This window comes from Kitasatospora sp. NPDC023176, from assembly GCF_055560495.1.
The window spans coordinates 1-13,098 of the sequence record NZ_JBVHIP010000019.1 but is presented as its reverse complement, the minus strand read 5'-3'; the positions used below and the strand labels follow the sequence as shown (position 1 = coordinate 13,098).

The window sequence follows — 13,098 nt, the reverse complement described above, 5'->3', positions numbered from 1 at the left end:
CGACCTTCGTCAGCCGAGTCGAGGAGACCCCTGGTGACCACGGACGCCGTGCCCGTACCGGAACTGGCCCCCGAGGCCGTCGAACAGTGGCGGGCCGAGGAGGCCCAGCTGGTCGAGCTGCTCGCCCGGGCCCAGCGGGGCGTCGGCGGCATCGCCGCCTTCCGGCTCGGCGGGCCGGCGCCGACCGTGCTGGTCACCGACCCGGCCGCGGTCCAGCACGTGCTGGGCCGCCACCCCGACCGGTACGTCAAGCGCTCGCACCGGGCCCGGATGCTCGTCGGCGACGGCGTGCTGTCCGCCACCGGCGAGCCCTGGAAGCGCCAACGGCGGCTGCTGCAGTCCCAGTTCACCGGCACCGGGATGCGCCGCTACGAACAGCGGATCGCCGCCGCCGCGCGCCGCACCGCCGACCGCTGGGAGGGGTACCGGCGCACCGGGGAGACCTTCGACGTGGCCGAGGAGATGCGCGGCTTCGCCCTGGACACCGTCTGGCGGGCGCTCACCGGCCTGCCCCTGGACGACCGGACCGACGCCGAACTGCGCTCGGTGGAACGGGTGGTGTCCGTGATGCCCACCCTGCCGACCAACGCCGCCGACGCCCGGGACGCCGTCGCCGAGGACCTCGCCCGGATCGACGCCGTCGCCCAGGCCGCCATCGACACCGCCCGCACCGCAGACCCCTGCGGAGACGGCGGCGAACCGGGTGTGCTGCGCGTGCTGCTCGACGCCGCCGAGGAACACCCCGAGTACACCGACCGGTTGATCCGCGACGAGCTGGTCACCCTGCTGGTCGCCGGTCACGAGACCACCGCCACCACCCTCACCTGGCTGTTCCTGCTGCTGGAGGACAACCCCGGGGCGCGCGGGGCCGACCCGCAGGCCCTGGTCAGCGAGACCCTCCGGCTCTACCCCTCCGCCTGGATGCTCCCCCGCCACGCCGTCCAGGACGACGTGATCAACGGCCACCACATCGCCGCCGGCACCGACGTCCTGGTCTGCCCGTACCTCACCCACCGCGACCCGGCCCTGTGGCCCGACCCGGAACGCTTCGACCCCACCCGGTTCGCTCCCGGTGCCGCCCGCCCCGCCCACCTGGGCGCCTACCTCCCCTTCGGCCTCGGCGCCCGCGCCTGCCTGGGCACCCAGTTCGCCCTCCGGGAGACCACGGCGCTGCTGGAACTCCTGCTCCCGCTGGGCAGCGTGGAGTTCCGCTCCCGCCCGGCCGGCGCGGCCTACAGCATCACCGTCCGCCCCGACGGCCCGACCCCGGCGGTGCTGCGCCCGTAATCGGCGCCGTCCCGGGCCGCCAACGGCTCACCGGCCCCGGCCGCTGACGAGCGGGCGCCCCCGGCGCTAACGCCCGGGCGGCCGCCCCTGGGCGGAGCGCCGCCGCTCCACCGCGCGGACGAGGTCGGTGCCGATCTCCGCGAGGAAGTCCGCGGCCGTGTCGAGCCGCTGCCCGGCGGGGGTGGCCGCGCCGAGCAGGTCGGCGCCGTCGCGGGCGAACTCGGCCAGCAGGACGTTGCGTCGGGCGCTGGCCAGCATCGAGCGGTACCAGACGTCGGAGTCGATCTCGTACTGTTCGCGGCGGCCGTGGCCGTCCCGTTGGCGGCGGATCAGCCCCTGGGCCTCCAGGTAGCCGACCGCCTTGGAGACCGACGCCGGGCTGACGCCGAGGCGCTGCACCAGGTCGGCCGCGCTCAGGCTGCCGTCGTCGGTGACGTACAGACTGCTGAGCACCCGGGCCACCATGCGCGGCAGGCCCATCTGCTCCAGCAGGTCGGCGAAGCGGCCCGCGAACGCGGCGATCGCGGCCGGGTCGCGCCCGTCCGTCACGCGCGCTCCGTCCCCGACGGGCCGGGGGCGGCCCGGCCGACGGCGGGCCCGCCGTACGGTGGCGCGCTGGGCGGTCTCCGCGCGGTAGCGGCCGGGTCCGCCGTTGCGGGCGATCTCCCGCGTCACCGTGGAGGTGGGGCGGGCTATCAGCCGGGCGATGGCCGCGTAGTCGAGCCCCTTGGCAAGACCGGTGGCGATCGCGAGGCGGTCCTGCGGGCTCAGCCTGGCGCCTGGCACGGGCGGCTCCTTTCCTCTGTCCTCGGGACGCTCAGGACGAGTATCCGGATGCGGGGGCCGGTTGCAACCGCGATTGCATTCGTCGTCAGGCCCATTGCAATGATTGACCGCCTTTGACCTGCGCGTTCATCGGAGTTGCGACGATTGCTTGTTGATGGATCGTCGAATCCGACCGTACGTTCTTCACCGACGACGAAAGCCCGACACACCAGGGGGACCCACCGTGAAGACCACCGCCCGCACCGCCCTCACCGCCGCCCTCGCCACCGTGGTGGCCGGCGCCCTGCTCACCGCCGCCCCGACCGCCTCCGCCGCTCCCTCGGCTCACCGGCACGACGGCCACCAGGCCCTGCAGACCGCGCTCGACCAGGCCGTCACCGAGGCCCACCTGCCGGGCGCGATGGCCCAGGTGCACGACGACGGCGCGACCTGGTTCGGGCAGTCCGGCACCGCCGGCCAGGACACCGGCCGGCCGCTCCGCCCGCAGGACCGGTTCCGGATCGGCAGCACCACCAAGACCTTCGTCGCCACCACGCTGCTCCAGCTGGAGGCCGAGCACCGGCTGAGCCTGGACGACAGCGTCGAGCACTGGCTGCCCGGCCTGGTGGACGGCAACGGCTACGACGGTTCGGCGATCACCATCCGCCAGCTCCTCAACCACACCAGCGGGATCGCCAACTTCGCGTCCGCGGACCAGGTCAGTGCCGAGTTCCAGGGCGATCCCTTCCTCCAGCACCGCTTCGACACCTTCACCCCGCGCCAGCTGGTCCAGCTCGGGATCAGCGTCCCGCCCAAGTTCGCCCCCGGCACCGGCTTCGTGTACTCCGACACCAACTACGTGCTGGCCGGCCTGATCGTCGAGCAGGCCACCGGGCACGGCCTCGGGCAGGAGATCGCCGACCGCTTCACCAGGCCGCTGCACCTCAAGAGCACCTACGAGCCCGCCGGGGACGACACCGGCATCAACGGCCCGCACGGCCGCTTCTACTCCAAGCTCGGCGTCTTCAACGACCCCACCCACCCCGTCTACGACGTCACCGAGCTAAGCCCCACCTGGGGCTACGGCGCCGGCGACCTCATCTCCACCGTGGGCGACCTCAGCACCTTCTTCCAGGCCCTGCTGGGCGGCCGCCTGCTGCCGCCCGCCCAGATGGCCGAGATGTTCACCATGCAGGACCCGGGCAACGGCTGGATCCCCAACTCCCACTACGGCCTGGGCATCGGCTCCCTCACCCTCTCCTGCGGCACCGTCTGGGGCATGGGCGGCGCCATCAACGGCTCCTGGTCCTACACCTTCGGCACCCGCGACGGCCGCCACCTGCTCGCCACCTCGGTCAACGGCGACTGGGCGGACGGCCTCCCGTTCGGCCCGGTCTCGGTCTTCGACAAGGAGCTCGAGGCCGAGTTCTGCGCCACCCCCGAGGCCTGACCGCCGGCCCAGCCGGGCGTCGGGCCGAAACGCGGGCGTGGCCGCTCCCGAACCCGGGAGCGGCCACGCCGTGTGTGCGGGCGAGTCAGAGTCGACCTCAGAAGCCGAGGACGTCGCCGGTGAACTTGGTCAGCTCGCTGCCGTTGACGTAGGTGTGCGACCAGTTGACGGAGCCGGCACCCCAGTTGCCCTGGGCGGTGGCGGTGATCGGCGCCTGGAGGGCCATGACCATCCAGGTCGGGTGCACCAGCAGCTTGCTGAAGTCACCGTTGACGTGGGCCAGTTCGCCGCAGGCGGCGTTCGGGTCGGTGACGGTGCCGGTGCCGGTGATGGTGGTTAAGCCGGAGCCGTCCTGGGTGGCGGAACAGGACAGGTCCGCCGAGGTGGTGTTGCCCGCCTGGTCGGTCTTGGTCAGGTGGATCGAGCCGAGCTGCGTGGTGTCCGTGGTGGCGGCTTGGGCGGTGCCGGCCATGAGGATCATCGAGGCCGCGCCGGTCGCCAGGAGGCTGGTGACCGCCATTGTCATGCGTCGCATTTGTGATGCCTTTCCTCTACGTTGCCCGGACTTTGTGTGTCCGGGCAGCTGCGTGCGCTACGCAATCAACCGAAAGCGAGCGAAGCGTTACGCTCAGATGAACATTCATGTCGGGCGCATGTCAACGCCTCACTTCTGTCACCTGGCTCACACATCCGAGGAGATCACCGGCGCTGACCCGGCGTTCCGGGCGAGGAAGTGCAGCAGATTGGCGAAGCCCCGCGCGTCGTCGATCGCCTTGTGGGTGTGCTCCACCCCGCCCAGCCAGTGCGGCGGCAGCTTCGGCGACGGCAGATCCGCCGCCGGGCGCCCGGTCAACGCCGCCGTATAGGAGCGCAGGCACAGCGCAGGCCCGTCGAAGAGCCGATCCTCCTCGTACGGCCCCTGGTGCAGCCCGTACGGGGTGAACCGGCGCAGGTAGTAGTCCATCCACGTCCCGTCGAAGGACAGCGGCGCGGCGGCGAACGCCCGCAGCCCGGGCAGCGACCGGATCCACTCCACGTAGCGGCCCATCACCTCCACGACGGGTTCCGGATTCGCGGTCGCGGCCTCCCAGGTGCCCGGTTCGGAGTCGAACCACTCCCTGGTGCGCGGGTTCGGCGCCGCGCCCGGGAGCGGTTCGAGGACGGCCTCGAACTCGCCGAACGTCCGCCCGTCCATCGCCGTGGCGACCGACGCGAAGGACCGCATCGAGTTGGGCCCCGCCCACGGGCCGTCGACCTCGATGTCCGTCACCACGTACGTCCAGTCGCCGAGTTCACTCATGCGCCCGACGCTACCGACCCCGGCCGCCCGCTTCGGCCCGGATGCGCAGCATGTGATCGATCTCGCTGAGCCGCCCCGCGCCGGGGCTGCGGTGGTTCCTGATGCCGCGGCGGGTCTCTTCGAGCACCGGCGTGCCGCGCTCGTCGCCGCGCAGCGCCAGGGCGGCGGCGGCCTCGACCCTGGCGGCGGGGTGCGGGTCCACGAGGTGGCCCGCCAGGACGGCGCGCAGCTCGGGGGTGTCGACGGGCGCCAGGGTGAACGCGTGGAGCGCTGACACCCGGGTGTCGGGTTCGGGGTCGGCGGCCAGGCGCAGCAGGGCGCCCAGCAGTTCGGCGTCGTCAGGCGAGCGGAGGCCCCGGCCGGTGTACAGCTCCGAGGCGACCTGTCGACGGACGTCCGGGTCGGGGTGGCCGGCGTGCACCAGGACGGCCCGGAACTCGTCGCCGGAGCAGTAGCCGGAGTAGGCGGAGATGACAGTGCGCAGGGCGCGCGGGTCCTGCTCGCTGGTCAGCAGCGGGCGCAGGAACTCGGCGGCCTCCCGTTCGAACGGCAGGTCGGGTGCGGGCTCCCCACGCAGTTCCTCCTCGGTCGGCGGATCGATGCCGAAGCCCATGAGGTTGATCGTGTCGAGCCCGAATCGCCGGCGGGCCGGCGAGGACCGGTCTTCGGCGAGCTGCCGCGCCCAGTCGAACAGCCCGGGGTCGGTCCGGACACGGCAGGCGAGCTGGAACACCGACTCGGACCAGTCGTCGTGGTCCGGCCGGGCGTGGACCAGGGCGCGGGCCAACAACTCGTCCCGCGAGCGGTGGATCCCGAGGGCGGCCTCCAGGTGGCCGACGATCGCCCGGTGGGCCGGGGGCGGCCCGGACTCGTCGCCGGGGCCTGCGTCGGCATCGGCGTCGGCGTCGATGCCGACGTCGGCGTCGGCGTCGATGTCGATGTCGATGTCGATGTCGGCGACGATGCGCCCCTGGGCCACCCGGAGCGCCCGGCGGTGCGGGCTGTCCGCGCTCAACGGGTCGCCGCTGGAGATCAGCAGCGACAGCAGGACCGAGTATGCCCCGCGCTCGGCCGCCCAGGTCACCGGGTCGATCCCACCGGGCCAGGGGCGGGCCGCGTCGACGCCGTCCTCGACGAGCCGCTGGACCACCTCGTGGCGCCCGGCCCGCGCGGCGGCGGCCAGCAAGGCGACCCCGTCGTCACCGGCGAGTTCGTGCCCGGGCACCTCGTCCAGGAGGTCGAACACCGTGGGGTCGTCGCCGCGCTCGACGGCGGTCAGCAGCGGGGGTAGGTGCACCGGGCGATTCTGCCGACACCGACGGGCAGGTGGCGAACGGCTTTCGGCCTGTGCCGTCCGTCGCTGGTGAAACCCGGTGGCGGACCGCCCGGTTGTGCGGAAGGATCACGGGGGCATGGCTCGTTCGCCCCCCGGTACCGCCGGGGTTCGCCGCTTCGGAGCCGTACCGCTGACGGATCGACGCTCGGCTCGGCCCTCCACGGCGGGCCGGAGAGGACGCGCGTGGCACTCGCCCTGGCCGACCGCCTGGCCATCACCGAACTGGTCTCCCTGCACGGCCACTTGGTCGACGACGGGAGCCTCGACCGGTTGGCGGAGGTGTTCACCTCCGATGTCGTCTACGACCTCACCGACTTCGGCCAGGGGCCGCTGAACGGGGTCGCGGCCGTCCGCGAGGCGGCCTGGGCGCTGGGGGCGGCCAACCCCCTCGCGCATCACGTCACCAACGTCGTCGTCACGGCGTCGCCGGACGGCCGGGTGCGGGTCCGGTCGAAGGGGCTGGGGATCAGGGCGGACGGTTCCTGCGGGTCCGTGTCCTACGACGACACCGTGGTGCGTACGGCGGAGGGTTGGCGGATCAGTCACCGCACGGTGTCGGCCCGGCGTGCTCCCCTGGGCGGGATGACCCGGTCCGACTGATCACGAGCGCCGGAGACGGCGGAGGCGCGTCAGGCCCGTCCGGCGCGTCAAGCCCTGCCAAGCGCGTCAGGCTCGCCCAGCGCGTCAGGCCCGTCCGGCCCGTCAGGCGTCCAGGGCGTGCCCGGTGGTCGCGTCCACGTGGGCCGGGACGGGGTCGTGGCGGTCGCCCACGGTGGGGGTTCCGGTGGGTTCGAACAGGAGGATCGCGGCGCCGGTCGGGGCGTGCGGCTTGTGCTCCGTGCCGCGCGGGACGGTGAAGACGGCGCCCTGGGGGAGCACGACGGTGCGTTCGCCGGCGGGCTCGCGCAGGGAGATCCGCAGTTCGCCGTCGAGGACGAGGAAGAACTCGTCGGTGTCGTCGTGGGCGTGCCAGAGGTGTTCACCCTCGACCTTGGCGATGCGGACGTCGTAGTCGTTGACGCGGGTGACGATGCGGGGGCTCCACAGGGCGTCGAAGGAGGCCAGGGCCTGGCCGAGGGCGATGGGTTCGTTGCTCATGGGCTCATCCTGGGCCGCCCGGGGTGCTCGGTGTGAGTGCTAGAAATGGCGTATGCCGCAAGGATCCTCGCAGTCAGCGCGCCCGGCGGGCGGCGTGCACCGGGTCGTCGTGATCGTCGACGAGAACTCGAACCCCTTCGAACTCGGCTGCGCGACCGAGGTGTTCGGCCTGCGCAGGCCGGAGGTCGGTCGTGACCTCTATGACTTCCGGCTCTGCTCCCCCGAGCCCGGCATCCTGATGCGGGACGGGTTCTTCACCCTCACCGGGGTCGCCGGCCTGGAGGCGGCCGACACGGCGGACACCCTGATCGTGCCCAACCGCCCCGACGTCGAGGTGCCCCGCCGGCCCGCCGTACTGGACGCCGTCCGGCGGGCGCACGCGCGCGGCGCGCGCCTGGTCGGCTTCTGCAGCGGCGCGTTCACCCTGGCGGAGGCCGGGGTCCTGGACGGGCGCCGGGCCACCGCGCACTGGCAGTGGGCGGATTCCTTCCGGGCCCGGTTCCCGTCCGTACGGCTCGAACCGGACGTGCTGTTCGTGGACGACGGCGACATCCTGACCGCCGCGGGCAGCGCGGCCGCGCTCGACCTCGGGCTGCACATCGTCCGCCGTGACTACGGCGCCGAGGTGGCCAACGCGGTGAGCCGACGGCTGGTGTTCGCGGCCCACCGGGACGGCGGCCAGCGGCAGTTCGTGGAACGGCCGGTGCCCGACCGGCCCGACGAGTCGCTGGCGCCGCTGCTGGCCTGGGCCCAGGAACGGCTGGACGCGCCCCTCACCGTCACCGGCCTCGCGGCGCGCGCGGCGGTCAGCCCGGCGACCCTGCACCGCCGGTTCCGCGCCCAGTTGGGGACGACCCCGCTGGCGTGGCTCACCGGGGAGCGGCTCGCCCTGGCCTGCCGGCTGATCGAGCGCGGCGAGCCCCGGATGGAGGTGGTCGCGCGGCGCAGCGGGCTCGGTACGGCCGCCAACCTGCGGGCGCTGATGCACCGGGCGACGGGCATCTCCCCGTCGGCGTACCGGCAGCGCTTCGGGCCGGAGGCAAACTGACGGGGCGGGGCGCACCCTTCGATGAACTCGCCATGTCCATGATGGCCGATTCTTCGGATTGACGCTACCGACCGTCGCCACAAGACTCCGTCCCGTCAGCAATCCACTGCTGCGAACGAACACCACTCTGACGAGGAGTCGCCCCATGCGATCCAAGATCACGGTGTTACTGAGCGCCGCCTTCCTGGCCCTCTTCACAGCGCTGCTCGGCGGCGCCCAGGCCACAGCGGCCCCGGGTACGGCCACCTTCACCGCCCAAGCCCGCGCCGCCGGCCTGAGCGCCGACCAGGCCGCCTCCCTCCAAGCCAAGGCGGACAGCTACCTCGCCACCGCCGGCGGCGCCCAGGTCGCCCCCAACCGGATCCAGCTCGCCGGCGCGACGGTCTACCTGACCGTCCCCGGCGAGGACCACCCCCGCGACCTGACCGGCGCCGGAGCCGCCTCCTACGACCCGTGCGCGGGCGGCGGCGCCGACTTCAAGCACATGTGCGCCTACCGGGGCACCTGGTACTCCGGCGACGAGGTCGACATGTACAACTGCGGCCGCTACTACTTCAGCACCTGGTCCGGCTCCGGCTCCTGGGACAACAACCAGACCGGCGGCACCGTCGCCCGCATGTACGGCCCCAGCGGCGCCTGGGTCTTCTCCACCCAGCCCGCCCACAGCCAGGACCCGAACGGCAACTGGTCGCCGGTCCACAGCGTCGTCAACTGCTGAACCGGCAGCCCTGACCCCCCTTCGCATCGGCCCCTCGCCCCCACGGAGGCGAGGGGCCGATGCGCGCTTCACCTTGCGGCCTCCTGCCGCTCGGGGTCCGTGCGGTCCTCCGTCCCCGGCATCCGGAGGCCGGTGACCACGCCCAGGACGACGGTGGCGAACGCGAGCGCGAGGAGCACGGCGAAGGCGGCGCCGATCAGGAACCTCATCCGCGCCCGCTCCCCTCGATCTCGCGGAGGAGACCGAGGAGATTGAGCAGAGTACTGACGGGAGCGTTGCCGAAGTCGACCAGGATGCGGCCGTCGAGGGTGGACTCGGGGGCGTCGGCGGAGCCCCAGAGGAGGCCGTCGGGGAGGCCACGGCGGTGCAACTCGCCAAGGAGGGTGGTGATCTGGGGCTTGGTGTAGTCGCACATCCGGGGGTCGTCGGGCGCGATCGGGTCGCGGGTCACGAGGTGGAGTCCAGCTCGAACCAGGTGCTCTTGCCGCGCTTCTGGGGGTCGACACCCCAGCGGTGGGTGAGGCCTTCCACGAGTTGGAGGCCCCGACCGGTCTCGGCGAGGCCGGAGGACGTTCGCGGCTGGGGAAGGGCGTCGCTCTCGTCGGAGACGGAGACGGGCAGGGTGTGGTCGAGGATGGAGAAGTAGACGACCGGGGAGGCGGTGTCGCCGTGCCGCCAGGCGTTGGAGATGAGCTCAGTGAGGGCGAGTTCGGCGTTGAAGATGGTGTCGGCGTCCCACCCGCCGCTACGGGTCATGGCGTTGCGCAGGGCCTGCCGGGAGGGGCGAGGGAGGGGGTGTTACGGGTGCACACGGGAACCTCCATGAGGCTGTGGTGTGGGGAGAGGTGCGCCGCGAGAACGGCAGGCGCGGGGCGTTGCTGACGATCCGTCGGATCGACGTGACATCAACCATAGAGCACCGCGACTTAAACTTAGGTAGTTGCGGGGAAGTTCCCTCTCCCGAGTGATGGATGGTCCTTCCTCCGGACCACGAGGCACATTGATCTCCACGTAACGCCGAGAGGAAGCCATGCCCGGTCGCCAGAACCCAACTCTTCGACAACGCCGCCTGGGAGCAGAGCTACGGAGGATGCGAGAGCAAGCTGGCCTCGGCGGCACTCAGCTCGCACGAGCACTCGGCGTGAGTCCGGCCCACGTCACACAGATGGAGACCGGCAAGACCAGCGTGAGCTTGGATCGCCTGCACGCGATCGCCGCGACGTGCATGTGCGCCAACCAGCCATTGATCGATGCTTTGACCAACATCATCACGCTTCGTGAGAAGGGTGGTTGGTGGGAGGAGTACCGCGAGAGCCTCACCACCGACTTCCTTGAGATCGCAGAGCTCGAAGCCGGCGCGCAGCGGCTGACGACATACACGTCCACCTTTGTGCCAGGGATGCTTCAGACCAGCGACTACGCACAGGTTTTGTTCGCCCAGACCTATCCGCCACTACCGCAACACCAAGTCGATCTCCGGACGACCTTCCGCATGCAACGGCAGCACATAGTCCGATCCGGAGCGACGCCATACGCGGCGTTCATCCACGAGACGACCCTGCGCATGCAGTTCTGTGGGCCCGATATCTTGGCTGCCCAGCTCAAGGCCCTTATCGCCGACTCCGAGCATCCGAACATCTCGGTTCGAGTGGTACCGTTCGGCGCGAGCGTCGTCCCGAGCCCCAGCGAGAACTTCACCTACGCGGCAGGGCCGATCACGGAGCTGGATACGGCACAGATGGATACGGGCCACGGCGGCCAACTCTTTGAGACACCTGCCCACCTGGCGAGATTCCGGGCTCTCATCGCTCAGATGGAGTCGAGTGCTCTCCCCGAGGGAGAGTCACGCGAACTCATTCGGTCCCTCAAAGATGAACTGGAAGACAAGCATGGTTAGTCTCTCGTGGCAAAAGTCCAGCTACTCCGCCGCAAACGACAACTGCGTCGAAATCCGCACTGCCGACGGGCTGGTGGAACTCCGCGAGTCCGACGACACCGACATAGTCGTCCGCACCACGCCCGCCGGATTCGCCAGGTTCCTCGAAGCCGCCAAGGGCGGCGAGTTCGACCACCACTCCACCTGAGTGAGGGGCGGCCGGGATGGCTAGTGCTGTGACCGAGAAGGTTCACCGGGTTGGCGGTGGTGACGTCTGAACCGGTTGGATGTCGGTGGACATCCGATCTGGTGCGGGGAGGCGTGGGTGGCGGAGCTGGTCAAGGTTCGGAGACTGACCGATCAAGAGGGCCAGCAGTTACAGCGGATCGTGCGCCGGGGTAGTACCAGCTCGGTGCGCTATCGGCGGGCGATGCGTCCTGGAACGCTTCCCCGACCGCACGTTCGCGTTCGACGAGTTCGGCCCACTCGGCATCCGCCCCACTGCAGGCACGTGCTGGGCCGAACAAGGCAAGCCGGACCGGCTCCCGGCGACCTACCACCGCACCCACGGCGTGACCTACTTCCACGGCTGCTACTCGGTCGGCGACGACACCCTCTGGGGCGTCAACCGCCGCGGCAAGGGCACCGCGAACACCCTCGCCGCGCTCCGCTCGATCCGGGCCGCCCGCTCCGACGGCGCCCCGGTCTACGTGATCCTGGACAACCTCTCCGCCCACAACGGCAAGAAGGTCCTCCGCTGGGCGAAGAACAACAACGTCCACCTCTGCTTCACCCCGACCAACACGTCCTGGGCCAACCCGATCGAGGCGCACTTCGGACCACTGCGGCAGTTCACCCTCGCCAACTCCAACCATCCGAACCACGCGGTCCAGACCCGCGTGCTGCACACCTGCCTGCGCTGGCGCAACGCCAACGCCCGCCACCCCGACGTCCTGACTGCCCAACGCAAGGAGCGCGCCCGCATCCGCAGTGAGAAAGGCATCCGCTGGGGCGGCAGACCCGTCCTCGCCGCTTGATCAGACAACCGGTGGAACGTTGCCAGCCAGAGCACCAGGTAGCCCAATTTCGGCCGGTCACGGACGCAGCGATGAGTTTTCCCGGCCCGGAGTGTCTTACCACCGTTATCGACAACACAGGAGGAACACGTGGCTCAGCTACTGAGAGTCCAGAACTTCAACGTCTCGAGTGACGGAATCGGCGCCGGTGAGGACCAGAGCCTCGAGCGTCCGTTCGGCCACGTCCACCCCGAGAGGCTGTTCGCCTGGGCCGGCGCCACGGCGAGCTGGCCCATGCGCACCGACCCCGGAGGGAGCCGGGGCCTCGACGACTACCTCACGCGGGACTACGCGCGCAACATCGGCGCCGAGATCATGGGTCGCAACAAGTTCGGGCCCCAGCGCGGGCCCTGGCGCGACCACGAGTGGCGCGGCTGGTGGGGTGACAAGCCCCCGTTCCGCACCCCGGTGTTCGTCATGACCCACCACAAGCGTCCTTCGTTCACGCTCTCCGACACCACGTTCCACTTCGTCGACGGCGCCCCGGCCACGATCCTCGAACAAGCGCGGAAGGCGGCGCAGGGCAAGGACATCCGACTTGGCGGCGGGGTCGCCACCATCAGGCAGTTCCTCGACGCCGACCTCGTCGACACCATGCACGTGGCGGTCTCACCGGTGAAGCTCGGGACCGGACTACGACTCTGGGAGTCACCCGATGAGCTGCTCGACCGGTTCCATCTCGAGGTCGTGCCCAGCCCGAGCGGCGTGACGCACCACCTGTTCTGGCGAAAGTGACACGAGAGCCCACTCGGGGACGTCAGCACGGCCGATGCGCGCGTTTCAATAGATGATCACGTAGTTGCGGGCGAGTTACCGATACAGACCGCGGTACTCGTCCGCAACTCTCAAACAGCCGTACCGTTCGCGAGCGGTGCTCAGCTGAACAGGTTCAAATACGGCCGCCGCGAACCACGACCTGCCACAGCCGCCGTCCTCCTCATTCGCCGCCACGCGCCCCCTGACACCACGTCGCATGCACGCCCCGTCATCCAACCCGCTCTGGCCTCCGAACGCGACCACCAACCCGGCAAACCTTCCCGGCCAGAGCACTAGTGTCATGCGCCGCAAATCACGAGGGTAATTATTTCTATGAGGATGGGCTGGTTGGGTTGATCTTGGCGAGGTAGTCGGCGAGGGATTTGAG

Annotated in this window: 16 protein-coding genes and 1 pseudogene; 9 read left to right on the top strand and 8 right to left on the bottom strand. The window is 70.8% G+C overall.

Annotated elements, in window-relative coordinates; genetic code table 11:
* The first annotated feature begins 33 nt into the window (after positions 1–33).
* A complete protein-coding gene (locus ACZ3YL_RS24345; protein ID WP_411293093.1) occupies positions 34–1,287 on the top strand; it encodes a cytochrome P450 in 1,254 nt (417 codons plus the stop codon).
* 66 nt (positions 1,288–1,353) lie between these two features.
* Here ACZ3YL_RS24345 and ACZ3YL_RS24340 read toward each other — a convergent pair whose 3' ends face one another.
* On the bottom strand, positions 1,354–2,073 hold the full coding sequence (locus ACZ3YL_RS24340) for a GbsR/MarR family transcriptional regulator (protein WP_465659831.1): 720 nt from the start codon (positions 2,071–2,073) through the stop codon (positions 1,354–1,356).
* 223 nt (positions 2,074–2,296) lie between these two features.
* On the opposite strand from ACZ3YL_RS24340, the gene ACZ3YL_RS24335 reads away from it, so the two are divergent.
* Complete coding sequence (locus ACZ3YL_RS24335; protein ID WP_465659829.1) at positions 2,297–3,502, top strand: serine hydrolase domain-containing protein; 1,206 nt, start codon at positions 2,297–2,299, stop codon at positions 3,500–3,502.
* A 97-nt stretch (positions 3,503–3,599) separates the two neighbouring features.
* Here ACZ3YL_RS24335 and ACZ3YL_RS24330 read toward each other — a convergent pair whose 3' ends face one another.
* The 3 genes from ACZ3YL_RS24330 to ACZ3YL_RS24320 all read right to left on the bottom strand — a co-directional run bounded on the left by ACZ3YL_RS24330 (position 3,600) and on the right by ACZ3YL_RS24320 (position 6,099).
* Positions 3,600–4,037, bottom strand: a complete 438-nt coding sequence (locus ACZ3YL_RS24330; RefSeq protein WP_188309357.1) for an SSI family serine proteinase inhibitor — start codon at positions 4,035–4,037, stop codon at positions 3,600–3,602.
* Positions 4,038–4,184: 147 nt separating this feature from the next.
* The gene (locus ACZ3YL_RS24325) at positions 4,185–4,802 is read right to left on the bottom strand and encodes a hypothetical protein (protein ID WP_188309356.1); all 618 of its coding nucleotides are present in this window, start codon (positions 4,800–4,802) and stop codon (positions 4,185–4,187) included.
* 10 nt (positions 4,803–4,812) lie between these two features.
* Positions 4,813–6,099 carry a hypothetical protein gene (locus ACZ3YL_RS24320; protein WP_465659827.1) on the bottom strand — a complete coding sequence of 429 codons (1,287 nt, stop codon included), beginning with the start codon at positions 6,097–6,099 and terminating at the stop codon, positions 4,813–4,815.
* A gap of 222 nt (positions 6,100–6,321) precedes the next feature.
* On the opposite strand from ACZ3YL_RS24320, the gene ACZ3YL_RS24315 reads away from it, so the two are divergent.
* Positions 6,322–6,738 carry a nuclear transport factor 2 family protein gene (locus tag ACZ3YL_RS24315; RefSeq protein WP_188309354.1) on the top strand — a complete coding sequence of 139 codons (417 nt, stop codon included), beginning with the start codon at positions 6,322–6,324 and terminating at the stop codon, positions 6,736–6,738.
* Between the two features lie 102 nt (positions 6,739–6,840).
* On the opposite strand, the gene ACZ3YL_RS24310 is transcribed toward ACZ3YL_RS24315, so the two are convergent.
* Complete coding sequence (locus tag ACZ3YL_RS24310; RefSeq protein ID WP_188309353.1) at positions 6,841–7,236, bottom strand: cupin domain-containing protein; 396 nt, start codon at positions 7,234–7,236, stop codon at positions 6,841–6,843.
* A 52-nt stretch (positions 7,237–7,288) separates the two neighbouring features.
* Between ACZ3YL_RS24310 and ACZ3YL_RS24305 the strand changes: the two genes are divergently transcribed.
* Both ACZ3YL_RS24305 and ACZ3YL_RS24300 read left to right on the top strand, forming a co-directional pair.
* Complete coding sequence (locus tag ACZ3YL_RS24305; protein WP_465659824.1) at positions 7,289–8,284, top strand: helix-turn-helix domain-containing protein; 996 nt, start codon at positions 7,289–7,291, stop codon at positions 8,282–8,284.
* A 145-nt stretch (positions 8,285–8,429) separates the two neighbouring features.
* Positions 8,430–9,002 carry a hypothetical protein gene (locus ACZ3YL_RS24300; RefSeq protein WP_188309351.1) on the top strand — a complete coding sequence of 191 codons (573 nt, stop codon included), beginning with the start codon at positions 8,430–8,432 and terminating at the stop codon, positions 9,000–9,002.
* 68 nt (positions 9,003–9,070) lie between these two features.
* On the opposite strand, the gene ACZ3YL_RS24295 is transcribed toward ACZ3YL_RS24300, so the two are convergent.
* Genes ACZ3YL_RS24295 through ACZ3YL_RS24285 form a run of 3 tightly spaced genes read right to left on the bottom strand, consistent with a single transcriptional unit; the run spans position 9,071 to position 9,770 of the window.
* On the bottom strand, positions 9,071–9,211 hold the full coding sequence (locus ACZ3YL_RS24295) for a hypothetical protein (RefSeq protein WP_465659822.1): 141 nt from the start codon (positions 9,209–9,211) through the stop codon (positions 9,071–9,073).
* Positions 9,208–9,453 (bottom strand): hypothetical protein, encoded by a 246-nt coding sequence (locus ACZ3YL_RS24290; RefSeq protein WP_465659820.1) that lies wholly within the window; start codon positions 9,451–9,453, stop codon positions 9,208–9,210. The genes ACZ3YL_RS24295 and ACZ3YL_RS24290 overlap by 4 nt, the downstream gene beginning before the upstream one ends.
* Entirely contained in the window at positions 9,450–9,770 is a 321-nt protein-coding gene (locus ACZ3YL_RS24285) for an ATP-binding protein (RefSeq protein WP_465659895.1), read from the bottom strand. Before ACZ3YL_RS24285 ends, ACZ3YL_RS24290 begins: the two co-directional genes overlap by 4 nt.
* A gap of 262 nt (positions 9,771–10,032) precedes the next feature.
* On the opposite strand from ACZ3YL_RS24285, the gene ACZ3YL_RS24280 reads away from it, so the two are divergent.
* From ACZ3YL_RS24280 to ACZ3YL_RS24265, 4 genes and pseudogenes are all read left to right on the top strand, one after another.
* Positions 10,033–10,899, top strand: a complete 867-nt coding sequence (locus ACZ3YL_RS24280) for a helix-turn-helix domain-containing protein (protein WP_465659818.1) — start codon at positions 10,033–10,035, stop codon at positions 10,897–10,899.
* The gene (locus tag ACZ3YL_RS24275) at positions 10,892–11,086 is read left to right on the top strand and encodes a DUF397 domain-containing protein (protein ID WP_465659816.1); all 195 of its coding nucleotides are present in this window, start codon (positions 10,892–10,894) and stop codon (positions 11,084–11,086) included. Before ACZ3YL_RS24280 ends, ACZ3YL_RS24275 begins: the two co-directional genes overlap by 8 nt.
* A 226-nt stretch (positions 11,087–11,312) precedes the next feature.
* Positions 11,313–11,915 (top strand): annotated as a pseudogene (locus ACZ3YL_RS24270) (transposase); the annotation flags it as partial.
* A gap of 129 nt (positions 11,916–12,044) precedes the next feature.
* Complete coding sequence (locus ACZ3YL_RS24265; RefSeq protein ID WP_465659814.1) at positions 12,045–12,689, top strand: dihydrofolate reductase family protein; 645 nt, start codon at positions 12,045–12,047, stop codon at positions 12,687–12,689.
* Positions 12,690–13,098: the final 409 nt, after the last annotated feature.

Excerpts from the sequence above, each read along its gene's own strand:
- ACZ3YL_RS24280 (WP_465659818.1), top strand. The coding sequence starts at position 10,033 with ATGCCCGGTCGCCAGAACCCAACTCTTCGACAACGCCGCCTGGGAGCA.
- ACZ3YL_RS24330 (WP_188309357.1), bottom strand. The coding sequence starts at position 4,037 with ATGCGACGCATGACAATGGCGGTCACCAGCCTCCTGGCGACCGGCGCG.
- ACZ3YL_RS24325 (WP_188309356.1), bottom strand. The coding sequence starts at position 4,802 with ATGAGTGAACTCGGCGACTGGACGTACGTGGTGACGGACATCGAGGTC.
- ACZ3YL_RS24310 (WP_188309353.1), bottom strand. The coding sequence starts at position 7,236 with ATGAGCAACGAACCCATCGCCCTCGGCCAGGCCCTGGCCTCCTTCGAC.
- ACZ3YL_RS24275 (WP_465659816.1), top strand. The coding sequence starts at position 10,892 with ATGGTTAGTCTCTCGTGGCAAAAGTCCAGCTACTCCGCCGCAAACGAC.
- ACZ3YL_RS24305 (WP_465659824.1), top strand. The coding sequence starts at position 7,289 with ATGCCGCAAGGATCCTCGCAGTCAGCGCGCCCGGCGGGCGGCGTGCAC.
- ACZ3YL_RS24300 (WP_188309351.1), top strand. The coding sequence starts at position 8,430 with ATGCGATCCAAGATCACGGTGTTACTGAGCGCCGCCTTCCTGGCCCTC.
- ACZ3YL_RS24295 (WP_465659822.1), bottom strand. The coding sequence starts at position 9,211 with ATGAGGTTCCTGATCGGCGCCGCCTTCGCCGTGCTCCTCGCGCTCGCG.